Here is a 22,235-nt window from a genome sequence, read left to right as displayed (position 1 = left end):
CGTGCCCATCAGGGGACGGCAAGGTGCCTTTCACCGCTACCATGGGCTAATACACCGGCGGACGTCCCCTAGGCAGGAGAGCCTACGCGGCCCCGGTTCCGGCAGGCCGGATCGTCATGGTACGGCCGTGAGGGCAGCCGGCTCGATTTCGTCGGATTTGACGAGGCGTTCGATGCCGACCGTGTTCTTGACGCGATAGAGCAGAGAGTCATCCTCGTCCGATACAAGGCAGACGATGCAATAGGTGCGGCGGTCCGCATGGCCCGAGGAGGGCTTGGTGATCCGGACGAGTTGCCCGATATGGAATGCCTCTTTCATCAGCGCCTCCAACACCCTGGGATGCGATGAACAGGAGCTTGGCCGATGGGCGGCACCACGAAGAATGTCGCCTGCCGATCCGTCAAGCTTGCATGCTCTCCCCGACCCCTTTCAGGATTCGAACCGGATCAAGACGGATGGCTGAGGCGAAACGATGGCGTTGTTCCATTTCTTCCCAATTCCGCGGCATGATGCCGTCTCTCGATCCGCAAGCGAGTCGAGGAAACCGCGAACAGGCTGTGGGCGCATTAACATGCGATAATCGCCATAAAAGCTTGGCCCCAAGGCCGGCGTTCCCCGGCCGCAATCCGCATATGGATGGTGAGGGTTATTGGGCCGGAGGCGGCGGGTTGCTGCGAGGATTGGCAGGAGCTGCGTTGTTGCCGGGCTGATTGGCGTTGTCCGTGCCGCCGGTCTCGTCCGGCCCGTCATCGCCGCAGGCGGCGAGAACCAGCAGGACAGCCAGGGGCAAGATCATTCGAAGGCGCATGATGGTCTCCTCGTCTGGTGCTGTTCAACTCCCCGCCTGACGGGATGTTCACTGACCAGCTTGGGCCCAAACGCGTATCCGACCGATCATCCATGGGCGATGGCGTGGAAGAAGCTCCCCGTCACGAGCCCCCTGCGATGCCCGGCGATGCCCAGATCGTTGCCTTCCGCATCCGTAATCGTGGCGAAGGCGGTCTCATGCGACGTGTCGCTCTGCGTGACCGAGGCATAGTGGAACTCATGGCCGACGAGGCGCCGGCCGGCTTGGCCCATCGCCCCGTCGCCGAGCAGATGCGCCACCCGGTAGCCGAGATGCATCTTGCGCTTGGCATAGCTCGTCTCGACCGGGAGCAGGCCCGCCATGGCATGCGCATGGCCGTCTCCGTCCTCGAGGGAGCGGCCCAGTACCATGTAGCCGCCGCACTCGCCATGAACTGTCCTGCTCTCGGCAAATCGGCGCAGTCCGTCGAGAAAGCGCGCCGCTCCGGCGATGCGGCCGGCGTGAAGCTCGGGATATCCCCCGGGCAGCCAGCAGACGTCGCAATCGGGCGGCGGAGGCTCGTTCGCCAAGGGCGAGAAGGTCACGATCTCCGCACCGGCCGCGCGCCAGCCCAACAGTACATGCGGATAGACGAAGGAGAAGGCCTGGTCCGAGGCCAGCGCGATGCGCTGCCCCGGCGGCGGCAGAGGCAGAGGCCTTGCGCCACCGGCGGATTGCAGCCGGGTCGGACGGGCCAGGGCAATGAGCCGGTCGATGTCGAGCGCAGCTTCCGCTGCATCGGCAAGACGTTCCAGGCGTCCGTCGAGTTCGTCGGTTTCTCCTGCCTGGACAAGTCCGAGATGCCGCTCGGGCAGGATCAGATCGCTGCTGCGCATCAGAGCTCCGAGAACCGGCAAGCCGATGCGCGCCATGCCGTCCTCGACCAGCCTGCGGTGGCGTTCGCTCGCGACCTTGTTCAGCACCACGCCGGCCACCTCGATCCGTGGGTCGAAGCGGGCGCAGCCGAGTGCGACGGCGGCGGCCGATTGCGCATGGCCCGACACGTCGAGGACGAGGATCACAGGCCAGCCGAACAGGGCTGCGATGTCCGCGCTCGCGCCGGTGCGGCCGGTCTCCTGGCGGATCCCGTCGAAGAGGCCCATCGAGCCTTCCGCGATGACAAGCTCCGCATCGCCGGCCGCCTCGGATGCGAGCGCATCCAGCAGCTGCGGGCTCATGGCAAAGCTGTCGAGGTTGAAGCTCGGCGCGCCGGTCGCAGCGGCGTGGAAGGCGGAATCGATGTAATCCGGCCCGCATTTCATGCCGCGCACGCGCAGGCCCCGGCGGGCCAGCGCCCGCTGGACCCCGAGCACGATTGTCGTCTTGCCCGCGCCCGAGCACGGTGCGGCGATGAGAAGGCCGGGACCGACGCTCACTGGGCCGCCTCGCTGCCGAATTCGAGCAGATGGTTGGCGATGGCTGAGCGGAAAGCCGCAATCGCCCCAATCGCCACGATAGCCGGCGAGCGGATGAGCCCTTCCTCCGCAAGCTTTGGCAGGGTTTCGAGTGTTCCTTCCACCACGCTTTCCTTGGCCGTCGTCGCCCCATGCACGGCCAGCGCGGGCGTGTCGCCCGCAAGCCCGCCCTCGAGGAGCCCTTTCACGATCGAGGGGAGGCTGGAAACCGCCATGTAGAGCACGATGGGGGCACCGGTGCGGGCAAGCCCGCTCCACTCGATCTCCGCGTCGGGCGCGGCATGGCCCGTGGCAAGGATGACCGCATGGTTCGTCTTGCGCATGGTCGCCGGGACGCCATGGATGGCGAGCGAGGCAAGGCCGCTCGACACGCCGGGGATGATGCGGAACGGAACGCCGGCGTCAGAGAGAGCCAGTGCTTCCTCGCCGCCACGGCCGAAGATGAAGGGATCGCCACCTTTGAGCCGCAGCACCCGCCTGCCTTCGCGGGCGAGCTGGATCAGCCGCTCGCAGATATCCCGCTGAACAGCGGAGGGCTTGCCACCGCGCTTCCCGGCAAATTCGAGCGTGGCCCCCTCGTGGGCAAACGACAGCACGGCCGGGTCGACGAGGGCGTCGTAGACGATGACGTCGGCCGTCGCGAGGGCATTCAGCGCATGGATGGTGAGCAGGCCGGGGTCGCCCGGGCCGGCGCCGACGAGCCAGACCGTGCCGGGCGCGAAAGGAGGCGAGAGGCGAGACAGGGAGATCATGAGGCCCTCCGCATCCGAACGCCAGTGACGGGATGACTGTTGGAATTCATGGGGACGATGTAAGAGGGCGTATGGACGAGAGTAAACCCGCCGGATCGTTGCGCCGGGGCTGGACCACGGGCGCCTGCGCCACGGCGGCGGCCAAGGCGGCATATCTTGGTTGGCAGGTCGGTGATTTTCCCGATCCCGTCGAGATCGCGCTTCCAGGCGGAGCGCGGCCCGCCTTCACCCTTGCAATGAGCGAGCCTTGCGATGGTGGCGCCCGGGTGGGTGTGGTCAAGGACGCGGGCGATGATCCGGACGTGACCCATGGCGCCTTGGTGGTTGCGACCGTCCGTGCCGGCGCGCCGGGCTCGGGCATCACGTTCCATGCAGGCGAGGGCGTCGGCACGGTCACGCGCGCCGGACTGCCCCTGCCGCCGGGCGAGCCTGCCATCAATCCGGCCCCACGCCACATGATCCGCGACAACCTGGAAGAGGCGGCACGCAGCATCCGCGGGCCCATGGATATCGAGGTCCATATCTCCATCCCGGGTGGCGAGGCACTTGCGCAGAAGACCCTCAATCCGCGTCTCGGCATCATGGGCGGACTTTCGATCCTCGGCACGACGGGAGTGGTGGTACCCTATTCCTGCTCGGCCTGGATCCACAGCATCTACCGGGGCATTGACGTGGCCCGCGCGGGCGGCCTCGAGCATGTGGCGGGAGCGACGGGTTCCACCTCCGAGAGGGCCGTGCAGATCCTGCACGACCTCCCGGACCATGCCCTCATCGATATGGGCGATTTCGCCGGCGGCATGCTGAAATACCTGCGCCGGAACCCGGTCCCGAGGGTCACCATCGCGGGTGGCGTCGCCAAGATGACGAAGCTCGGTCAAGGGCTGCTCGACCTGCATTCGCGCTCCGGCACGGTCGATCTCGCCTGGCTGTCCGAGCGTCTTGCCGAAGCCGGTGCGGAGCCGAGCGTCGTGGAGCAGGCGCGCAGCGCCAACACGGCGCTCGAAGTGCTGGAGACCGCGAAAAACCTCGGCCTTCCGCTCGGCGACATGGTGGCGCAGCATGCCTGGCGCACGGCCGCCAAGGCCTTGCGCGGTACCGAAATCGCTCTTGAGATCGCGGTGTTCGACCGCGACGGACAACTCGTTGGCCGCATGCCGTTCCATCCGGTTGCCTGACGCAACGTAATTCATCGGTTGTCCTCGCGGACGCCGGGACGGAAGCGGCGGTCGTAATCGGTCGAATAGAGTGCGCTGTCGCGGAAGTCCTTGGCTGCCAGCGTCCGTCCGACCAGGATCAACGCGGTGCGTTCCAGCTTATCGGCTCGGACCATGGCGGCAATCGTGGAGAGCGTGCCTTTGATCACCCGCTCGTCCGGCCAGGACGCGCGCCAGACCACCGCTGCGGGACAATCGGCGCCGTAGAACGGCAGCAAGTCTTCGACCACCTGCTCGATCACATGGATCGAGAGATGGATGGCGAGCGTAGACCCGGTCTGAGCGAAGGTGGCAAGCCGCTCTGTCTCCGGCATGGCCGACGCCCGCCCCGAGGTGCGGGTGAGCACCACAGATTGGCCGACTTCCGGCACGGTGAGCTCACGCCCCAATGCCGCCGCCGCCGCCGCGAAGGCAGGGACGCCGGGCGTGATCGTGTAGGGGATGCCGAGCGCATCGAGCCGCCGCAACTGCTCGCCCATGGCGCTCCAGATCGAAAGATCGCCGGAATGGAGCCGCGCCACGTCCTCAGCATTCTCATGCGCCCGCAGGTATTCGGCCGTGATGGCATCGAGATCGAGCGGCGCCGTGTCGACAAGACGCGCACCGGGTGGGCACCAGGACAGGATCTCCGGGGGCACGATGGAGCCGGCATAAAGGCAAACGGGACAGCGCTCGATGAGGGTGCGCCCACGCACGGTGATGAGATCGGCGGCGCCGGGGCCGGCTCCGATGAAATGAACGGTCATGGCTCGGTCTCCGGGCGGGCGAGGGCGCATGTGACGGAGGTTGACGCGATGCGCTCGAGAACGAGCGTAGCTCCGGGGCCTGCTGCGGCGAGGGCGGCGGCTTCCGCCACCGATCCGACGCCGCGAGCGGCGAGGGAGCGCGCCGATTGCGTGCGCACGCGTGGCCCGGCGGCAGACAGGTCCTGCTCCCCAACCGCCATCGTGGGAACCGCAAGTCGACGGGCAGCCTCAGTGAAAGCAGGAAGGTCGGCAAGGGCCTCGATGGTGCCGAGTTTCGCCAAGGCACCGCGCGCAAGTTCGGCACGGTTCAGTGCCAGCTCCACGAGCGTCACGATTTCCTCTGCGGCGGCACTGCGCCTGAAGCCTAGACCTGCCACGATCATGGCTTCGCCACCACCCATTGCGTAACGGGCATCGCCGCCCGCCAGCCATGCATGCCGCCGACCGGCTCCAGGCGCGAGACCGCCAAGCGCCGCATCGTGCCGCCGTGCTGCGCGTAAAGTGCGCCGAGCAGCATCTCGGTCTCAAGCGTGACGCCATTGATGGCGAGACGCCCGCCGGATTTCAGCGCGGCCCAGGCGGCGTCGAACACGCCGGCTTCCGATGCGCCGCCGCCGATGAAGATGGCATCCGGCGCCGAAAGATCAGCCAATGCTTCCGGCGCACGTCCGGTGCGAATATCGAGCGACGTAGCGCCGAGTTCGAGCGCATTGCGGCGCGCCCGCTCGGCCCGCCCACAACGTTCCTCGATCCCGATGCAGCGGTTGCGTGGATGGCGCAGGCACCATTCGATGCCGATGGAGCCTGCACCCGCGCCGATGTCCCATAGCAACTCACCGGCCTTGGGTGCGAGCGCGGCAAGGGTGAGCGCACGGATCTCGGCCTTCGTGAGCTGACCATCGTTCTCGAAAAAGGCATCGGGCAGACCCGGTGCAAGAGTGACGACTCTTGCCGCGCTCGCAGCCACGGCCTCGATAGCGACCGTGTTGAGCGGATCGATCTCGGCGATGGCGAACTCAGCAGCAACCGCGCGGCGGATGCGCTCGCGCGGGCCGCCCATGGCTTCGCAAACGGTGATCATCGAGGCTCCGAAGCCCCGTGCCTTCAGGAGGTCGGCGAGTTTGCCCGGCGTCGAGCCGTCCCATGACAGAGCTAGGATGCGGGCGCCCGGTTGCAGATGGGGAATGATGCGCTCCAGCGCGCGGCCGTGCAGGCTCACGCAATCGCAATCGGGCAGCGACCAGCCGAGGCGAGCGGCCGCAAGGCTGAAGGCGGATGCTTGCGGAAAGCAGGCGATTTCCTCCACCGGGAAGAGGCGCGCAAGCTCCGCGCCGATGCCGTAGTGGAACGGGTCGCCGGTCGCGAGAACGCAGGTCGGCTGGCCACGGCGGGCGAGGACGATCGCATAGCCGTCCACAAAGGGGCTCGGCCAAGTGAGCGTTTGCGCGGCAAGAGGGGCGGCGAGATCGAGATGGCGCGCTCCGCCGATCACGAGTTCAGCCTGATCGAGACCAGCCCGAGCCGCAGGGGAGAGCCCTGCGCGCCCATCCTCACCGATGCCGATGATGGTGAGCCAGGGACGGTTCTTCGCCATGCTCGACTCCTGCTCAGAATTCAGGGAAAAGGAGCTCATGCGCATCCTCATTCTGGGCGGCACGACCGAGGCCTCCGCACTCGCGGCGCGGCTTGCCGGCAAGCCTGACTTCAGTCCGCTCCTGTCCATGGCCGGTCGCACCAGCGATCCGCGTCCCATGCCGATCCCGACCCGCATCGGCGGCTTCGGTGGTGTGGCGGGGCTCGCCCGTTTCTTGCGTGACGAGCGGATCGAGTCCGTGATCGACGCGACCCATCCCTTCGCTGCCGTGATGTCCCGCAACGCGGCAGGGGCGTGCGCGCAGGCTGAGGTGCCGCTGCTCGCCCTGCGCCGCCCGGCCTGGACTCCGCACGAGGGGGATCGCTGGATCGAGGTGACTTCGATGAAAAGGGCTGTTCATGCCTTGGGAGATAGCCCCCGCCGCGTGTTCCTCACCGTGGGCCGCCTCGAACTCGCATCCTTCGCGACTGCGCCGCAGCATACATATCTCGTGCGCACCATCGAGCCCATCGGCGATGCGCTGCCGATTCCGAAGGTCATTGCCATTCAGGATCGTGCGCCGTTCGACGAGGCTGCCGAGCGCGCGCTCATGGAGCGCGAGCGCATCGACGTGGTGGTGACGAAGAATTCCGGCGGTGCTGCAACCTATCCGAAGATCGGGGCCGCGCGGGCTCTGGGCCTGCCGGTCATCGTCGTGGCCCGGCCCAAGAAGCCGCTCGGTGTCGAAGAAGTCGCCAGCGCCGAGGCGGCGCTCGTTTGGCTCGAGCGTCTTCATGGGCGCATTCCGTAAAAGCGCGGTGTATAGACGTAAGACTCTTCGCCGTCGGGCCGCTCGATCAGCCGTGTGGTGGTGGCGCCGATGATCACGATTGTCGACATGTCGGCCATGGCGGTTTCCACCTCGGCGAGTGGCAGAATCCTGATCCCCTCGTCGGGCCGTCCCACTGCGCGGGCCAGAATGACGGGCGTGCCGGGACCACGCGTCTCGGCGACGATCTTGAACGCTGCGCCGAGCTGCCAGGGCCGGGCGGAGGAAATCGGATTGTAGAGCGCCACAACGAAATCGGCCGCGACAGCGGCTCTCAGGCGTGCCTCGACAACCTCCCACTGCTTCAGGTTGTCCGACAGCGACATGGCGCAGAAATCGCCGCCGAGCGGTGCGCCGACGCGGGCCGCGGCCGCAAGCATCGCCGTGATGCCGGGCTCGACGCGAATATCGAGACTGCGCCAGGCCGGATCGCCATTGTCGACGGCCTCGAACACGGCCGCCGCCATGGCAAAGACGCCGGGATCGCCGCCGGAGACGACAGCCACGCGAGCTCCCTTCGCCGCGAGATCGAGCGAAAAGCGTGCGCGGTCGAGCTCGACGCGGTTGTCGGAGGCATGCCGCCGCAGGCCGGGCCTTTCCGGTACCCGGTCCACATAAGGACCGTAGCCGACGATGTCGGTGGCTGAGGCGAGCGCCTCGGATGCGGATGGCGTCAGGAAGCGCGGATTGCCCGGGCCGAGTCCAACGACCGTAAGGAGGCCCGTCATACGCGCCTCCCTTGTCCCGGCACGATGATGAGCGAGAAATACGGTGCGTCGAAATCCTCCGGAAGGTCGGGCAGCGGAACGATCTTCTCCTCCGCCATGGTCGCACGCTCCACATAGATGGCGCGCTCGAAAAGGCCGGTAGACTTTAGCACTGCGCGGACCTTCGGCAGATGGCTTCCGAGCTTCATCACCACGGCGGCATCGGTGCCGGAGAGACGGCGTGTCAGCTCGGCCTCGGGCAGCGTACCGGGCACGACGGTGAGCACGTCGTCGCCCCAGGTGATCGGCGCCCCGGCACGGGTCCAGGCGCCTGACATGGCTGTGACAGCGGGTACCACTTCGATCGGGACGCGGTCCTTCAGGCGCCACCAGAGATGCATGAAGGAGCCGTAGAAGAAGGGATCGCCTTCGCAGAGAACCGCAAGGGTGCGCCCCGTCTCGACCTCGGCGAGAAGCCTCACTGCCGCCTCCTCATAGAACGGGTTGAGGGCTGCCGCATAATCCGGATGGTCGGCCGGGATCTCGGTCGTCACCGGATAGGCAAGAGCGATCTCCCGCTCGGGGTTCTGGCCGACAATGGCATCCGCGATGGTGCGCGCATTCCCGCGCCGTCCACGCTTGCAGAAATGGACGAGCCGGTCGGCACTCTCCAACACCTTGCGGGCGCGCACGGTCATGTAGTCGGGGTTGCCGGGGCCGAGGCCCAGGCCGAAGAGACGGATGGGATCTTGCGTGGTCATCGGCTCACTCGACCGGGTTCGCGAGGGCATTGACGGCTGCGGCCGCAATGGCGCTGCCGCCTCGCCGGCCGTGGACGACCAGGTACGGCACGCGTCCGTCCCGTGCCAGCGCCTCCTTGGATTCCGCCGCGCCGATGAAGCCGACCGGAATGCCGATGACGGCGGCAGGCCTGGGCGCCCCGGCATCGAGCATTTCGAGAAGGTGGAAGAGAGCCGTGGGTGCATTGCCGAATACGACGAGGGCCCCCTCCAGCCGCTCGCGCCAGAGCTCCATGGCGGTGGCCGAGCGGGTGTTGCCGAGTTCAGTGGCGAGTGCCGGAACGCGTGGGTCGTCGAGGGTGCAAATCACTTCGTTGCTCGCCGGCAGCCGCGCGCGGGTGATGCCGTTCGCCACCATCTTGGCGTCGCACAGGATCGGCGCGCCGCACTTCAAGGCTGCTTCCGCCACTTCCGCGAATTCGGGCGAGAGATCGACATCGCGCGGCAGGTCCGTCATGCCGCAGGCATGGATCATGCGCACGACGACGCGTTCCGCCGTGCCGGAAAAGCGCGAGAGATCGGCCTCCGCGCGGATGATCGCGAACGAGCGGCGATAGATCTCCGCACCTTCGCGAATGTAATCGCGCGATCCGCTCATCGGGTGCGCTCCGGAAAGGCACGACGCAGGTCGGCAGAAGTCTTTGACAGCAACAAACGGGTCATAATCTCGTCGATGGAAAGGTGAAGAGTGGAAACATCGCGGGTGGAGCCATAGGGAACGACGTCATAGCGGCCATCGGCGCGGCCCACCAGCGTTAGATCGGCCCTGCCTGGATGGGCGCAGCCTTTCGGGCAGCCAGAGACGTGAAGATTGGTGCCCTGGGCGAGAAGATCGCTGCGGGCGCTCGCGAGCCGCAAGGCGTCTGCGGGGGCAGGCGTCAGAGCGTTGGCGCAGTCCGGCTTGCCCGGGCAGGCAAGCAGCGGTAGGCGAGGGTCGTTCGCGTCGGTGATAAAGCCGGCACCGGAGGCTTCTGCAATGAGCGTTGATACGTGTTCGTCCGCAATGCCCGGCAACAGGATGCCGCGCGTGAAGGACAGGCGGATCTCGGCCGTGCCGAAGCGTTCGCTCCACTGAGCTACCTGCAACAATTGCTCGGTCCCACACCGGCCGAAAGGTAGCGCGAGAAGAACGGCATGCCCGCCTTCGATCGGGATGACTCCCGCGCGTGGGGGCTCTGGGCGCTGCAGCATGGCGACTGCCGGTTCGAGAGCCGCCGATGCGATCAATTCTTGAACGAGGTGCGGCTGAAGATCACGAAGACGCCGCGCCTCGGTTCGTCCCGTGCGTCTCATGTCCGAGAAGCCCGAGAGGAACGTGCGGGTTGCAGCTGGCGCATGGGGGAGGGATGCCGCACCGATCCCATGCAGGTTCCCAGACGAGGAGATGCTGAAAGCAACGGTGCCGTCCTCGCCCGCCGTCAGTTGAAGATCGGCCCCAACGGCATCGAGGGGCAGGGAGCCGCCGCCATCGACAGCGACGAAGAATTTCGCAGGCAATCCTTCCTGTGCAGCGGCCGTACTCTCGATCGCCTGAGCCAGGGCGAAGGCGTCGATGCGATCGTGCGGGTCGAGGCCGGCCAGCGGCGAGAGAACCGTGGGCCGGTTCGGGCCCTCGCCTTCGGGTTCGGCCAAGTCCTCACGGGCGAGGAGGGCGAGCAGTTCGGGATAGGTCCCGTCGTTGACGCCGCGGATCTGCAGATTGCCGCGGGCGGTGATGTCGAGATGGCCGTTGCCGTGTTCGCGTGCAGCCTCGGCGATGAGGCGCGCCTGGTCGGCGGTGAGCCTGCCGCCGAACGGACTCAGGCGCACGAGCAGGCCGTCGCCGGTTGCCATGGGGCGGCGCACGCCCGGGCACCATCCGCGACGCCTCTCGCTGACAGGCTGCGCGCTCATTCAGCCGCTTCCTTTTGCTCATCGTAGAAGAAGGCTGCAACGGAATTGAGGCGGCTCTCCCACAGACCGCGTCGACGTGCATCGGACAGGCGGGCGCGGATCGCCTCCGCAGCGGCCGGATTGGCAGCCTCAAGTCGGTGCCAGATCTGCTCGTCGGCGATCAAGGCCGTGAAGACGAGATCGAGGGTTGCTGACGAAACTGCATCCGTGGTTGCCGCAAAAGCGAAGAGCGCATCGATTCCTTGCGCGATCTCGGCCGCGCCGCGCCAGCCGTGGCGCATCTGGCCAGCAATCCAGCGCGGGTTCGTCAGGCGGCCGCGTACGAGGCGATCCACGTCCTCCGTCAACGTGCGGGCTTTCGGGTGCTGCGGACGGCTCGTGTCGAGGCTGTAGACGGCCGGGGACGCGCCGAGCGCCTGGGCGGCAGCCGTGAAGCCTCCGATGGCATCGGCGGCGGAGTCGCCATCGAGAATATCGCGCTCGGCCACGTCGCTCACATGCACGAAGGCCTGGGCCCGCCCGATACGCTGCGGGAAACTTTGGTCGGCCTGCGCTTGGCCGCCGGCACTGAGGGCATGGGACGTGGCATCGAGATAGGTGCGGCCGAGATCGCTTCTCGTCGTCCATTCGCCGTCAAGCGCCCGAGCCGACACGCCCGCACCATAGGTGCCCGGCGCAGAGCCGAACACGCGCGACAACGCTTCGCCGCGCCGGCGCGCAGCGGCGAGTTCGTTCCACTCACCGTCCTCATTGAGCGCGGCGACCGCGCGGGCAGCCTGGTCGAGGAGCGCGATCTGATCCGGAAACGTGTCACGGAACGCGCCGGAGACGCGCAGGGTGACATCGGCACGCGGTCGGTCGAGGAGCGGCTGCGGTACGATCTCGAAGCCGGTCACGCGGGTGGAGGCATGATCCCAAGTCGGGCGCACGCCCATGAGGGCCAGCGCATGGGCGATATCCTCGCCGCCGGAACGGAGCGTCGGGGAGGCCCACAGGTCCATCACGATCCGGCGCGGCCAGTCGCCTTCCTCCTGCAGGTGACGACGCACCACTTCGGCTGCTGCGCGCCAGCCGAGTTCGGTTGCCGCACGGGTCGGGATTGCGCGCGGATCGAGGGTCGCGAGGTTGCGTCCCGTGGGCAGCACGTTGGTCTGACCGCGCGACGGCGAGCCGGAAGGGCCAGGCACCACGAAGAGGCCATCGAACGCCTTCAGCAATCCCTCGCGCTCGCCGGTGGCGCAGGCCTCAAGCCCGGCAGGAGCGCTGCCGAAGACGTGCAGCCCATCGCGGATCGTCACCTCGCCGAGATCGCAGAGATGAGCGTCGAGGCGCGTCAGCGCCTCGTCCATGGGCATGCGCCCATCGACGCCGCAAGCCGATGCGAGCCCGCTGGCCCTGGCGCGCTCCAGGATCTCGTTCGCAACAAGTTCGGCCCGGCCGGGATGGAGCACCTGGGCGGACGAGAATTCCTCGACCAGGTCGCGCAACGCCGCAGCCTCGCCGTGCAGGCCTGCTTCGCCGGTCTGCGGCGTGAGATGGCCGATGGTCACCGCGCCGATGCGGCGCTTGGCGGGAGCGGCCTCGCCCGGATCGTCGACGATGAATGGATAGATCACCGGCACGGCACCGATGACGAGGCGCGGCCAGCAGGTGGAGGACAATGCCACCGCCTTGCCGGGCAGCCATTCGGTGGTGCCGTGTGTGCCGAGATGCACGAGTGCGTGGATGTTCTCCAAAGCACGCAGGCCGAGGTAGAAGGCGAGATAGCCGTGGCTCGGCGGGCATTCGGGATCGTGGTAGAAGCCCTTGCGGTCGAGCCCGTGCGCTCGGTCGGGCTGAAGCGCAACGAGGACGTTTCCGGCACGAATCGCACGAAAGCGGAAGGCCTCCGCTTCGAACGTCGGATCGTTTTCGGGATGTCCCCAGCGCCCATCGATGACATCGCGCTGTTGTGCCGGCAGCGCGTCGAGCCACGCGCGATAGCTGGATAGCGGGACCTCGAACGACGTCTGGCCTTCGGTCAGACGCGGCATCAGTTCGGCGGCTGTAAAATCCCGTTCGGCCGCATAGCCTGCTTCTTTGAGAACGTCGATGATCTCGCAGGCGCTGGCCGGAGTGTCGAGGCCAACCGCGAAACCGGCACGTCCGCCCCGGGCCGGGTAATCGGAGAGAACCAGCGCGAGCCGTCGCTCGTGATGTGGGGTGCGAGCCAGACGCACCCATGCGGCGGCCATGTCTGCAACGGCATCGATGCCGGCTTCGTCCGGCGCCTGCACCCGGCGCGAGAAGGCGAGCGCCGGATCGGCAGTCTCTTCGGCCTTGAACGAGACAGGACCAGCGGCGATGCGGCCGTCGAACTCGGGCAGGGCGATCTGCATGGCGAGATCGGCGGCGGATAGCCCGCGCGGAGAGGTCTCCCAGGCTTCCTTGGCGCTGCCGACGGGAATCGCTTGCAGGATCGGGCAATCGGCTTCGTCGAGCACGAAGCTTCGATCGTCGCGTGATGAGAAGGCCGTGGTCGTGACGATGATGTCGGGTCGGCGCGCCCGGATCGCGCGCCCAACGACGGCCACCGCCTCAGGATCCTTTAGGCTTGAGATTGCGAGTACGAGCGAGTCGATGCTTCGCTCAGCAAGAGCCGCTGCGAGAGCCTTGAAAGCTTGCGTATCGCCGGAGAGGACGGTGGAGCGATAGACGAGAAGACAGGCGAGGGGCCGTTCAGTGGAGAGGTGGCTGAGCAGGGCTTCGGGCTCCACGATCCTGCCAGTTTCGCCCGAATAGACCTCATCCTGAGGAGCCTGCGCGGCAGGCATCTCGAAGGAGGATCCAGTGCTCTCTGGATCCTCCTTCGAGATGTAGCCTGACGGCTGCTCCTCAGGATGAGGGGTTTGTTTGAAGAGTAGAGTTTGATGCACCCATGCAAAAGCGCGCGGAGCTGCGCGCGGCAATTCGACGACTGCTTCGACTTCACCGATCTCAACGCCGATGCGCACGAGAAGGCGGCTCATATTGTCGATGCCGCCAGCCTGGAAATAGGATTCCAGTTCGTCGCAGAGCGCCTGCGGTACGGTGGCATAGGCCGACAGGCGTGGATCGGGCCGGTCGTCGCCCGGCAGCACCGCGAGCTTCACCCCATGGGAGCGGCAAGCCTGGGCGAGGTGCTCGATGCCATAGCGCCAGTAATCCAGACCGCCGAGGCAGCGCACGAGGACGAAGCGCGCCTTTACGACGGTCTTGTCGATATAGAGATCGACGGAGAGAGGATGGCGCAGGCGACGAAGCGAAGCGAGGCGGAGGGAAGGTCCGCCTGCCGCAAGCCGATGGGCGGCCGCCAGCGCTCCAAGGTCACTGTCCGCGAAGGAGAGGACGACGATATCTCCCGGCGGTTGCTGGAGGTCTGTGGCCTCCCCGCCCTCGTCGAGGGAAATCGCTGTGACCGGAAGGAGGTGCATGTCATCCGTTGCGCAAAGCGGCCTCGACGGCGTTCACGTCGAACCCTTTCAGACCAATCACGACCATGCGGCCGTCGCGGGCTTCGCCGGCCTTCCACGGCCGGTCGAAGTGGTGCCCGATGCGCTGGCCGACGCCCTGGACCACGAGGCGCATGGGCTTGCCATCGACGGGCGCGAAGCCCTTGATCCGCAGCACGCCGGCCGCTTCCGCCGCGCGCTCGACACGGGCGACGAGCACCTCTGGCGTAGCGACAGGCGCAACCGGAAACGCGATGCTGTCGAAATCGTCGTGGTCGTGATCCTCGGCGGTCTCATGGTGCGAAGGACGGGATTCGAGGTCGGCTTCCGCTGCAGCGCCGAGGCCGAGCAGAACGGTCGGGTCCACCTTGCCGTGAGTGGTCTCAATGACCTTCACGGCGCGGGGGAGATGCTCGTTGATCGCGGCGAGGACGTTGCCCCTGTCGCCGGCCGCCATCTGGTCGGTCTTGTTGAGGATGATGAGGTCGGCGCAGAGAAGCTGGTCCTCGAACACTTCCTCCAGCGGATTCTCGTGATCGACGGAGGCATCGGTCGCGCGCTGGGCTTCGAGCGCATCCGGGTCCTCCGCGAAGGCGCCGGAAGCGACGGCGGGTCCGTCGACGACGGCGATCACGCCGTCCACCGTCACACGGGAGCGAATATCCGGCCAGTTGAAGGCGCGCACCAGTGGCTTGGGCAGAGCAAGACCCGAGGTTTCGATCAGGATGTGCTCGGGCGGGTTCGGCCGGTTGAGCAGCGTGTTCAGGGCCGGCACGAAATCGTCGGCCACCGTGCAGCACAGGCAGCCGTTGGAAAGTTCGACGATGTCTTCCTGCGTGCAGCCTTCGATGCCGCAACCTTCGATGAAGGAGCCGTCGAAGCCGAGATCGCCGAATTCGTTGACGAGAACGGCGAGGCGCCGTCCGCCCGCATTTTCGAGCAGGTGGCGCACCAGGGTGGTTTTGCCGGCACCCAGGAAGCCGGTGACGATGGTGCAGGGGATCTTCTTGAGATCGCTCATGAGGTGAGCCTTTCGGCGGCTTCGTTCAGGCCGCGTCGTTTGTCTTGATAGGAGGAATGCGGGCGACAACGCCCTTGCGGAAGGCCTCGGGCCGCTCGCGCCAGGGCACGAGTCCGTCGGCAGTCGCGGCATAGCGGCGCAGTCCGTCGAGGATCGTCTCGACCGAGGTCTCGGCGCTCAGGTCACCATAGATGTAGGTCCAGCGTCCGGGGCCGGAGACCGCAATCGTACAGGGGCGCTTGCAGACGGAAAGGCACTCGACCGCCTCCACGCGCACCTTTGGCGCGTCAGAGTGCTCAAGCGCCTCCGTGAGAGCCCGGTGAAGGATGGCACCGGGCCGGAGCGCCTTGTCGTCCGGGCCACCCGCCTGACGGCAGGTGACGCAGACGTGCAGGCAGATCTCCTCATGGAATGAGGTCATGGCTTCTGGCCGATGCGATCAGGCGGATGCCGAAAAGGCCAGGGCCAGGGTTGCCGCCCCCATCACCGTGACCGCGAGACCGGCAAGGCGCAGCTGCAGCGAAGGCACCTGGAGCGAAGCGTTCGCAAAGCGGCGAGCCGCGAAGGCGATGCCGATCGTGAGCGCGGTCTGAATCACGATGAGGCCAATGAGATAGGCCACGAGCGGGGTGGATTCCGCGCCGACGATGGATTCACCCAGGGCATAGCCGTGCACCGCTCCGCCGATGGCGAAGAGAGCGGCGATCGCCGCATAGGGAAGGGTTGTGCGCAAGGTCGCTGCAATGCCGATGATGACGACGCTCAGCGCTACGAGCAGTTCCGCATGGGGCAGGTCGGCGCTCGCCAGGTGCAGGCCGACGCCGGCCGCCATGGCGACGACCCAGAAGGCCGGCAGGGCGAGGCCGCGTGCGAAGCGGGAGGCGACGAGGCCGACGCCGATGAGCGCGGCGAGGTGATCGAAGCCGATGACCGGGTGGCCGAGGCCCGAAAGCAGTCCCTGAACGAAGGTGGAGGGCATCTGGCCGTCCATGACATGGTGCGCCAGGGCGGGGGTCGCGGCGACGAGGCCGGCGAGCGTCAGGGCAAGGAGGCGGGTCTTGGGCAGGATCGGTGCGGTCATCGTTCTCTCCGTCGGGAGACTCTGGTTCTGAGTCTGTTGCGCTTCCACGGACGGAACCGAACGACGAAACGTCATTCGACTACGGTCACCGTCGGCACACCCCGTCCGACAGACCCGATAGAAGCAAAGGCTGACGGCAGGTCTCCTGGCTCGCGGGTCGATGCTTTTCGCCGCCACCTTCCCGGGCGTCATGACCCAGTGGCATTTGGAGCGAAGGCTCGCCGCTTACAGTTGCGGGGGCAGCCGCGGTGTCTCACCGCATTCCCTTTTCACCCCGTTTCCGGGGCACCGTCCATTACATGCTTACCGGGGCAAGGAGCATCTTTCAAGCCTGAGTATTGAAAACGGCCCGGCCTTGAAATCGGGCCCGGGGCTGTTCATGGTGCGGCCCTCTCATGCTGAAAGCAGGTTGGGATGACCCAGGACGAAGAGGCGCGCCATCGCGCCAAGATGATCAAGCGCAAGGAAGTCCAGGACCGGGAGGTCGCCTCGAAGATGGTCGAGAAGGGGCTCCTCATCGTCCATACGGGGCCTGGCAAGGGCAAGTCGACGGCCGCCTTCGGTCTCATGCTGCGGGCGCTCGGGCGCGGATTTCACGTGGGCGTGGTGCAGTTCATCAAGGGCGCCTGGGAAACCGGCGAGCGCCTGGCCCTCGACCGGTTCTCCGATCAGGTCGAGTGGCACACCATGGGCGAGGGTTTCACCTGGGAGACGCAGGACCGCTCCCGCGACGTGGCGGCCGCGGAACGCGCGTGGGACAAGGCAAAGGGCCTGATGGCCCGCGAGGACATCCGCCTGCTGGTGCTCGACGAGCTCAACATCGCCCTTCGCTACGATTACCTGGACCTGGCGCAGGTTGTCGAAACACTGCGGCAGCGCAGGCCCGATCTTCACGTGGTCGTCACCGGCCGCAACGCCAAGCCGGAACTCATCGAGGCGGCCGATCTCGTCACCGAGATGAATCTGGTGAAGCACCATTTCGCGGCGGGCGTGAAGGCGCAGGAAGGCGTCGAGTTCTGATGCGCGCGCTCATGGTGCAGGGCACCGGCTCCAATGTGGGCAAGTCGCTCCTGGTGGCCGGCCTGTGCCGGGTTTTCGCGCGCAAGGGCTTGAAGGTCCGGCCCTTCAAGCCGCAGAACATGTCGAACAACGCCGCCGTCACCGCCGACGGCGGCGAGATCGGCCGCGCCCAGGCGTTGCAGGCCCGGGCGGCCGGTGTCGCGCCCAGCGTCCACATGAACCCCGTGTTGCTCAAACCCCAGAGTGAGATCGGCTCTCAGGTAGTGGTGCAGGGCCGCGTGGTCGGCAGCGCCAAGGCGCGGGAGTACCAATCCTGGAAGCCGCGCCTTATGGAGGCGGTGCTCGACAGCTTTGGCCGGCTCTCGGAAGAGGCCGATCTCGTCCTCGTTGAAGGCGCAGGCTCGGCATCCGAGGTCAACCTCCGCGCCGGCGACATTGCCAATATGGGCTTTGCCCGCGCGGCCGATGTGCCCGTGGTGCTCGTGGGCGATATCGACCGAGGCGGCGTGATCGCGAGCCTCGTCGGCACGAAAGCGGTGCTCGACGCGGCGGATGCCGCGATGATCCGCGGCTTCATCGTCAATCGCTTCCGGGGTGATCCCGCCCTGTTCGACAGCGGCATGCGCTTTGTGGCCGAGCGCACCGGCTGGCCGGCTCTCGGCCTCGTGCCGCATTTCGCCGATGCCGCGCGCCTTCCGGCCGAGGACGGTCTCGGGCTACGGCGCGAAGGGCGCAAGGGCTCGGTTGTCATTGCCGTCCCAGTGACGCCCTGGATCTCCAACTTCGACGATCTCGATCCTTTGCGCGAGGAACCGGGTGTCGAGGTGGTACTGGTCGAGCCTGGTCGGCCGCTCCCTGCTGCTGCTGCCCTCGTCCTGCTGCCGGGTTCCAAGACCACCATCGAGGATCTCACGTTCATTCGGGCACAGGGCTGGGACATCGATCTCAAAGCCCATGTGCGCCGGGGAGGGCGTGTCCTCGGTCTCTGCGGCGGCTACCAGATGCTCGGGCAGCGCATCGACGATCCCTCTGGGATCGAAGGCGAGGCGGGCCGCTCCATCGAGGGCTTGGGTCTGCTCGATGTCGCAACGACCCTCACCGCGAAGAAGCGGCTTGAGGCCGTGACCGGGACCACGCTCACAGATGGTGCGCCGCTCTCCGGATACGAGATGCATATCGGCGAGACGTCAGGGCCGGATGCTTCTTCGCGCGCTTTCTCGCGATTGGCGAACGGGCAACACGACGGCGCCATTTCAGCAGACGGGCGCGTCGTCGGCACCTATGTCCACGGTCTCTTCGCGGATGACCGCCAACGGGCGCGGTGGCTCAACCTGCTTGGAGCCGAAACGAGCGATCTCGCCTATGAAGCCCTCGTCGACGATATCCTCGACCGCTTTGCCGATCACCTGGAAATGCATCTCGACTGCGAGCGAATCCTCGCCATCAGCGCGCGATAATCCAGATCAACAGCGTCAATGCCGCCGCGAGTGCAAAAAGCAGCGCGCATGCCGTGCGGTAGAGGGCGAGGGCGCGCTCGATGTCGTCCGCCGTCGCCTCGGCACGCCCGTTGCCCATCCAGCTGTCCTCGACCTGCACATCGCCATAGATGCGCGGTCCGGCCAATCGCAGCCCCAGCGCTCCGGCCATTGCAGCCTCAGGCCAGCCGGCATTGGGCGAGCGGTGATGCGAGGCGTCGCGCCGGACGGCTTGCCAGGCACCGCGAGGCGAGGTGTCCCGGTTCAGGGCGGCGGCTGAAACAATGAGGAGGGCCGACAGGCGCGAGGCGGGCAGGTTCACGAGGTCGTCGAACCGTGCGGCAGCCCAGCCGAAGGCCTCGTGCCGGGGGGTGCGATGGCCTATCATGCTGTCGGCAGTGTTCGTGGCCTTGTAAAGAGCCGCTCCGGCGAGGCCGCCGAGCGCGAGCCAGAAGGCGGGCGCCACGATCCCGTCGGAGAAGTTCTCGGCCAGACTTTCGATGGCGGCGCGGGAGACACCGGCCCCGTCCAGGCTTTGCGGGTTGCGCCCGACGATCATCGAGACGGCCGAACGCCCACCGCCGAGTCCACCCTCGCGCAACCCTTTCGACACGGCTGCGACATGCTCATGCAGGCTGCGCTGGGCAATGAGAGTGCTGGAGAGAAGGGCGAGCAGTCCCACACCGACGGTGCCGAGCGGCAATAGAAATCGTTCCAGCATCCACGCCGCCAGGCCCGTGACGGTCACGAGGATCAGCAGAGCCAGAATGCCGGCAGCGCGCCGCCAGCTGAAGGACCAGTTCTCACGGTTCGAGACTCGGTCGAGGCCTTTGATCAGCCATCCGATCCAGGTGACGGGATGCCCAATCCACGTGTAAAGGCGGTGGGGATAGCCGAATGCCGCTTCGGCCGCGAGGGCGAGGCTCAGGATCAGCAGGCTATCGGAGAGGGGCATGGGTGAATCGGATGAGTGAGGCGCGGATCTGGCATGGGGGCGATCTGGACGAAGCCCGGCGGCTCTTTCCGGAAGCACCCGAGCCGTGGATCGACCTGTCGACGGGGATCAACCCCATACCCTATCCCATGCCCTTCTTGCCAGCCTCCCTGTTCGAGCGACTGCCGTCGCCTGCCGGTCATAAGGATCTGGAGGCGGCTGCCGCCGAAGCCTATGGGGCATCGGATGCCGCAACGGTGGTGGCCGCGCCGGGAACCCAGGTTCTCATCAGCTTGCTGCCCGACCTGTGGACCCGGTCGCGCGTCGCAATCCTCGGGCCCACCTATGCGGAACATGCGCATGCCTGGCATGGGGCAGGGCACGAGGTTGCGGAAATCGGCTCGACCGACGGGGCAGGCGATGCGGATATCGTCGTTGTGGTGAACCCCAACAATCCCGATGGCCGCATGCTCCGACGGGGGGCGTTGCTCGATATAGCGGGTCACCTGCGACAGCGCGGGGGCTGGCTCGTGGTCGATGAAGCCTTCGCCGACTTCGCTGAGTGCGAGACACTTGCTCCCGTTCTGCCGGAGAACGTCATCGTCCTGCGTTCCTTCGGCAAGACATACGGCCTCGCGGGTGTGCGGCTCGGATTTGCGATCACAGCTGACGGCTTTGCCGAGAAGCTGAGAAAAGCGCTCGGCCCGTGGTCCGTATCCGGCCCCGCCATGGAGGTCGGGCGCCGGGCGCTGCGTGATCGCGCGTGGAGACGGGCTGCGCTGCGGGCGCGAGCCGACGATGCCAGTCGCTTGGATGCGCTGCTTGCACCTCATTCGGATCGGTCGCCGAGAGGTACGATCCTCTACCGTCTCATGGACAGTAGCCGCGCGCCGGAGTTGTTCTCTCATCTGGGGCGTCACGGCATCTGGATCCGCCGCTTCCAATACGATCCGCGCCTCCTGCGGTTCGGGCTTCCGGGTCCGGAGGAGAATTGGCTACGTCTTGAGCGCGCTTTTGCGAGCTTTTCCTGATGAGCTCAGTTGAATCCGAGAAAAAGAAAAAGCCGCGTCTGATCTTTCAACCAGAACCGCGGCTTGTATCCGTGCGAAGCCCCCCAAGCACGGTAGTTTTTTGAATATATATTTGGTGACTGTTGTTTTGAATTGCCCCGCATCAATGGGTTCAGTCTATAGCCCAGTGCCCCAAAAAAGAAATAGTGGAAAATACGTACCGTAAATGGTCAAGCTTGACGGTAAGCTGCGTATTGCCAAGTTCAAAGATGATTATCCTGTCCCGCGTTAAGAATTCTGAAGAGTATTGATTTCACTTTAAAGCTTGGCTTTGGGGATCTTTCGTCCGATCATATGGATAGAGTGGCCATGTGCCCATGCCATCCGCAAAGTCCCAGAGCTTTGGAACAGATCCGGCGGAGTTCGAGTCTGAATGAGACTGATGAGACATCGGCAGGAGATAAGTGTGAATGTCGTCCGGTCGCATTGAGAAGAAGACGGTCAGGCCCTGGAACACACCCGGGCTGGCGTATCTCGGGGCTTGTCTCGGCATTGCGCTCGCAACTGCCCATCACATCCATCATGTGAGCGCCGGCGATCTCTCTGAGAACAACGCCGTTGTTCACATCTTCGGCGAACTCTTTGCGGCGACGAGCGCCGGCGCTTTATTGCTGGGGATCGTCTCCGAAATTCGGAACCGGCTCGTGACACGTGGTGACTGAAGGGAAAGCCGCTCACGGATCGATTTCGAGCCTTAATCTGATCTTCTCGGCTGGCGAGCAGATGCGACGGTAATGTGTTGGCGCATCGTGCGGAACCGGAGGTCCGCGTCAACGAGAAGTGGATCAGGGTTCCCGCGCTGAGCGATGCGCTCATCTAGGAAGGAGCATCGGATCAATCCCAAAAAAGAAGTCTATTTGTGGCTATTTGTGGGCTATTTGTGGCTATTTGTGGGTCCGATGCTCCAGCGGGAGGAAAGGCCATCTAGCGCTTCAGGCGCTTCACATTGGCACGGACCTTCCTGCGGTATCCCCTTACGACCTTATGAGCCGATCCACCCGTTGCAAGCGTCGCCGCCGCCTCTGCAAAGGCGGTGACCTTTTCCGTCACCATCAGCAGGTTTTCTGCCGTTGACCCCTGACCCATGGCGGCTTGGGACACGCGGGTCCAGATCACCATCTGAGCCTCGAAGGCCAGCATCGTGGTGTCTGTCGCAAGTTTCATCCAGGGCAAAAGCATCGGAACTCCTGAAAAGGGGGACGGCGGATTGGCAGCTTCGGACTTTGGCATCCGATCTGCTAGAGCGCGTTGACATTCAGGCTTTCGACGGACTCGCAAATCTGATTCAAGCTCCTTTTGGGCGCGGAGGCTTGGGTGAGCGGAGTTCGTCTGATGTTGAAAGATCACCAGTGGGATCGGATGGAGCCGCATTTGCCGGGCAAACGCAT

General features: G+C 66.0%; 23 protein-coding genes and 1 riboswitch. Of the genes, 6 read left to right on the top strand and 17 right to left on the bottom strand.

Translation table 11 applies throughout. The features are described 5' to 3' along the window. Positions 1-114: 114 nt before the first annotated feature. From FS320_RS13220 to cobA, 4 genes are all read right to left on the bottom strand, one after another. Complete coding sequence (locus FS320_RS13220) at positions 115-318, bottom strand: hypothetical protein (RefSeq protein ID WP_152712220.1); 204 nt, start codon at positions 316-318, stop codon at positions 115-117. Between the two features lie 328 nt (positions 319-646). Further along, positions 647-808 carry a hypothetical protein gene (locus FS320_RS45140; protein ID WP_153885301.1) on the bottom strand — a complete coding sequence of 54 codons (162 nt, stop codon included), beginning with the start codon at positions 806-808 and terminating at the stop codon, positions 647-649. Positions 809-894: 86 nt separating this feature from the next. Further along, complete coding sequence (locus FS320_RS13215; protein WP_162002963.1) at positions 895-2,223, bottom strand: cobyrinic acid a,c-diamide synthase CobB; 1,329 nt, start codon at positions 2,221-2,223, stop codon at positions 895-897. Continuing rightward, positions 2,220-3,014, bottom strand: coding sequence for a uroporphyrinogen-III C-methyltransferase (gene cobA, locus FS320_RS13210; protein WP_152712218.1), 795 nt, complete (start codon positions 3,012-3,014; stop codon positions 2,220-2,222). Before cobA ends, FS320_RS13215 begins: the two co-directional genes overlap by 4 nt. A gap of 71 nt (positions 3,015-3,085) precedes the next feature. Here cobA and FS320_RS13205 point away from each other — a divergent pair, with 71 nt between their 5' ends. After that, a complete protein-coding gene (locus FS320_RS13205; RefSeq protein ID WP_152712216.1) occupies positions 3,086-4,189 on the top strand; it encodes a cobalt-precorrin-5B (C(1))-methyltransferase in 1,104 nt (367 codons plus the stop codon). 11 nt (positions 4,190-4,200) lie between these two features. Here FS320_RS13205 and cobM read toward each other — a convergent pair whose 3' ends face one another. Genes cobM through cbiE form a run of 3 tightly spaced genes read right to left on the bottom strand, consistent with a single transcriptional unit; the run spans position 4,201 to position 6,568 of the window. Continuing rightward, on the bottom strand, positions 4,201-4,974 hold the full coding sequence (gene cobM, locus FS320_RS13200) for a precorrin-4 C(11)-methyltransferase (protein WP_152712214.1): 774 nt from the start codon (positions 4,972-4,974) through the stop codon (positions 4,201-4,203). Next, positions 4,971-5,357: a cobalamin biosynthesis protein gene (locus tag FS320_RS13195; protein WP_162002962.1), complete on the bottom strand. Its 387-nt coding sequence runs from the start codon at positions 5,355-5,357 to the stop codon at positions 4,971-4,973. The genes cobM and FS320_RS13195 overlap by 4 nt, the downstream gene beginning before the upstream one ends. Continuing rightward, complete coding sequence (cbiE, locus tag FS320_RS13190) at positions 5,354-6,568, bottom strand: precorrin-6y C5,15-methyltransferase (decarboxylating) subunit CbiE (protein ID WP_192926279.1); 1,215 nt, start codon at positions 6,566-6,568, stop codon at positions 5,354-5,356. Before cbiE ends, FS320_RS13195 begins: the two co-directional genes overlap by 4 nt. Before the next feature lie 37 nt (positions 6,569-6,605). On the opposite strand from cbiE, the gene FS320_RS13185 reads away from it, so the two are divergent. After that, a complete protein-coding gene (locus tag FS320_RS13185) occupies positions 6,606-7,358 on the top strand; it encodes a cobalt-precorrin-6A reductase (protein ID WP_152712210.1) in 753 nt (250 codons plus the stop codon). Here the strand turns inward: FS320_RS13185 and cobJ are convergent. Genes cobJ through FS320_RS13145 form a run of 8 tightly spaced genes read right to left on the bottom strand, consistent with a single transcriptional unit; the run spans position 7,340 to position 16,348 of the window. Then, positions 7,340-8,104 (bottom strand): precorrin-3B C(17)-methyltransferase, encoded by a 765-nt coding sequence (gene cobJ, locus FS320_RS13180; protein ID WP_152712208.1) that lies wholly within the window; start codon positions 8,102-8,104, stop codon positions 7,340-7,342. The genes FS320_RS13185 and cobJ overlap by 19 nt on opposite strands. Further along, entirely contained in the window at positions 8,101-8,844 is a 744-nt protein-coding gene (locus tag FS320_RS13175) for a precorrin-2 C(20)-methyltransferase (protein WP_152712206.1), read from the bottom strand. Before FS320_RS13175 ends, cobJ begins: the two co-directional genes overlap by 4 nt. A gap of 4 nt (positions 8,845-8,848) precedes the next feature. Continuing rightward, complete coding sequence (locus FS320_RS13170; protein WP_152712204.1) at positions 8,849-9,481, bottom strand: precorrin-8X methylmutase; 633 nt, start codon at positions 9,479-9,481, stop codon at positions 8,849-8,851. Continuing rightward, positions 9,478-10,776 carry a precorrin-3B synthase gene (gene cobG / locus FS320_RS13165; RefSeq protein ID WP_152712202.1) on the bottom strand — a complete coding sequence of 433 codons (1,299 nt, stop codon included), beginning with the start codon at positions 10,774-10,776 and terminating at the stop codon, positions 9,478-9,480. The genes FS320_RS13170 and cobG overlap by 4 nt, the downstream gene beginning before the upstream one ends. Further along, a complete protein-coding gene (cobN, locus tag FS320_RS13160) occupies positions 10,773-14,228 on the bottom strand; it encodes a cobaltochelatase subunit CobN (protein WP_152712200.1) in 3,456 nt (1,151 codons plus the stop codon). The genes cobG and cobN overlap by 4 nt, the downstream gene beginning before the upstream one ends. A gap of 1 nt (position 14,229) precedes the next feature. Beyond that, on the bottom strand, positions 14,230-15,267 hold the full coding sequence (gene cobW / locus FS320_RS13155) for a cobalamin biosynthesis protein CobW (RefSeq protein WP_152712198.1): 1,038 nt from the start codon (positions 15,265-15,267) through the stop codon (positions 14,230-14,232). A 25-nt stretch (positions 15,268-15,292) separates the two neighbouring features. Beyond that, positions 15,293-15,688 carry a DUF1636 family protein gene (locus FS320_RS13150; RefSeq protein ID WP_152712196.1) on the bottom strand — a complete coding sequence of 132 codons (396 nt, stop codon included), beginning with the start codon at positions 15,686-15,688 and terminating at the stop codon, positions 15,293-15,295. Between the two features lie 18 nt (positions 15,689-15,706). After that, positions 15,707-16,348 (bottom strand): HupE/UreJ family protein, encoded by a 642-nt coding sequence (locus FS320_RS13145; protein WP_152712194.1) that lies wholly within the window; start codon positions 16,346-16,348, stop codon positions 15,707-15,709. 118 nt (positions 16,349-16,466) lie between these two features. Further along, positions 16,467-16,656, bottom strand: a riboswitch (cobalamin riboswitch). 106 nt (positions 16,657-16,762) lie between these two features. Between FS320_RS13145 and cobO the strand changes: the two genes are divergently transcribed. Then, complete coding sequence (gene cobO, locus FS320_RS13140) at positions 16,763-17,368, top strand: cob(I)yrinic acid a,c-diamide adenosyltransferase (protein ID WP_152712192.1); 606 nt, start codon at positions 16,763-16,765, stop codon at positions 17,366-17,368. 11 nt (positions 17,369-17,379) lie between these two features. Further along, the gene (locus tag FS320_RS13135) at positions 17,380-18,825 is read left to right on the top strand and encodes a cobyric acid synthase (protein ID WP_152712244.1); all 1,446 of its coding nucleotides are present in this window, start codon (positions 17,380-17,382) and stop codon (positions 18,823-18,825) included. Here the strand turns inward: FS320_RS13135 and cbiB are convergent. Beyond that, positions 18,812-19,798, bottom strand: coding sequence for an adenosylcobinamide-phosphate synthase CbiB (gene cbiB, locus FS320_RS13130; RefSeq protein WP_152712190.1), 987 nt, complete (start codon positions 19,796-19,798; stop codon positions 18,812-18,814). The genes FS320_RS13135 and cbiB overlap by 14 nt on opposite strands. Positions 19,799-19,809: 11 nt before the next feature. Here cbiB and cobD point away from each other — a divergent pair, with 11 nt between their 5' ends. Further along, positions 19,810-20,808 carry a threonine-phosphate decarboxylase CobD gene (cobD, locus tag FS320_RS13125; RefSeq protein WP_152712188.1) on the top strand — a complete coding sequence of 333 codons (999 nt, stop codon included), beginning with the start codon at positions 19,810-19,812 and terminating at the stop codon, positions 20,806-20,808. A 449-nt stretch (positions 20,809-21,257) separates the two neighbouring features. Next, complete coding sequence (locus FS320_RS13120) at positions 21,258-21,509, top strand: hypothetical protein (RefSeq protein ID WP_152712186.1); 252 nt, start codon at positions 21,258-21,260, stop codon at positions 21,507-21,509. Between the two features lie 262 nt (positions 21,510-21,771). Here the strand turns inward: FS320_RS13120 and FS320_RS13115 are convergent, their stop codons facing one another. Continuing rightward, complete coding sequence (locus FS320_RS13115; protein ID WP_152712183.1) at positions 21,772-22,026, bottom strand: hypothetical protein; 255 nt, start codon at positions 22,024-22,026, stop codon at positions 21,772-21,774. Between the last annotated feature and the right edge of the window lie 209 nt (positions 22,027-22,235).

Source organism: Microvirga tunisiensis, assembly GCF_009296175.1.
Classification (GTDB): Bacteria; Pseudomonadota; Alphaproteobacteria; order Rhizobiales; family Beijerinckiaceae; genus Microvirga; species Microvirga tunisiensis.
Note: the sequence above shows the minus strand (reverse complement) of the source record. Positions and strands in the feature narration are given on the sequence as shown.

Coding starts and splice junctions, on each gene's coding strand:
- FS320_RS13220 (WP_152712220.1), bottom strand. CDS start 318: ATGAAAGAGGCATTCCATATCGGGCAACTCGTCCGGATCACCAAGCCC.
- FS320_RS45140 (WP_153885301.1), bottom strand. CDS start 808: ATGCGCCTTCGAATGATCTTGCCCCTGGCTGTCCTGCTGGTTCTCGCC.
- cobA (WP_152712218.1), bottom strand. CDS start 3,014: ATGATCTCCCTGTCTCGCCTCTCGCCTCCTTTCGCGCCCGGCACGGTC.
- FS320_RS13205 (WP_152712216.1), top strand. CDS start 3,086: ATGGACGAGAGTAAACCCGCCGGATCGTTGCGCCGGGGCTGGACCACG.
- cobM (WP_152712214.1), bottom strand. CDS start 4,974: ATGACCGTTCATTTCATCGGAGCCGGCCCCGGCGCCGCCGATCTCATC.
- FS320_RS13195 (WP_162002962.1), bottom strand. CDS start 5,357: ATGATCGTGGCAGGTCTAGGCTTCAGGCGCAGTGCCGCCGCAGAGGAA.
- cbiE (WP_192926279.1), bottom strand. CDS start 6,568: ATGGCGAAGAACCGTCCCTGGCTCACCATCATCGGCATCGGTGAGGAT.
- FS320_RS13185 (WP_152712210.1), top strand. CDS start 6,606: ATGCGCATCCTCATTCTGGGCGGCACGACCGAGGCCTCCGCACTCGCG.
- cobJ (WP_152712208.1), bottom strand. CDS start 8,104: ATGACGGGCCTCCTTACGGTCGTTGGACTCGGCCCGGGCAATCCGCGC.
- FS320_RS13175 (WP_152712206.1), bottom strand. CDS start 8,844: ATGACCACGCAAGATCCCATCCGTCTCTTCGGCCTGGGCCTCGGCCCC.
- FS320_RS13170 (WP_152712204.1), bottom strand. CDS start 9,481: ATGAGCGGATCGCGCGATTACATTCGCGAAGGTGCGGAGATCTATCGC.
- cobG (WP_152712202.1), bottom strand. CDS start 10,776: ATGAGCGCGCAGCCTGTCAGCGAGAGGCGTCGCGGATGGTGCCCGGGC.
- cobN (WP_152712200.1), bottom strand. CDS start 14,228: ATGCACCTCCTTCCGGTCACAGCGATTTCCCTCGACGAGGGCGGGGAG.
- cobW (WP_152712198.1), bottom strand. CDS start 15,267: ATGAGCGATCTCAAGAAGATCCCCTGCACCATCGTCACCGGCTTCCTG.
- FS320_RS13150 (WP_152712196.1), bottom strand. CDS start 15,688: ATGACCTCATTCCATGAGGAGATCTGCCTGCACGTCTGCGTCACCTGC.
- FS320_RS13145 (WP_152712194.1), bottom strand. CDS start 16,348: ATGACCGCACCGATCCTGCCCAAGACCCGCCTCCTTGCCCTGACGCTC.
- cobO (WP_152712192.1), top strand. CDS start 16,763: ATGACCCAGGACGAAGAGGCGCGCCATCGCGCCAAGATGATCAAGCGC.
- FS320_RS13135 (WP_152712244.1), top strand. CDS start 17,380: ATGGTGCAGGGCACCGGCTCCAATGTGGGCAAGTCGCTCCTGGTGGCC.
- cbiB (WP_152712190.1), bottom strand. CDS start 19,798: ATGCCCCTCTCCGATAGCCTGCTGATCCTGAGCCTCGCCCTCGCGGCC.
- cobD (WP_152712188.1), top strand. CDS start 19,810: ATGAGTGAGGCGCGGATCTGGCATGGGGGCGATCTGGACGAAGCCCGG.
- FS320_RS13120 (WP_152712186.1), top strand. CDS start 21,258: ATGTCGTCCGGTCGCATTGAGAAGAAGACGGTCAGGCCCTGGAACACA.
- FS320_RS13115 (WP_152712183.1), bottom strand. CDS start 22,026: ATGCTTTTGCCCTGGATGAAACTTGCGACAGACACCACGATGCTGGCC.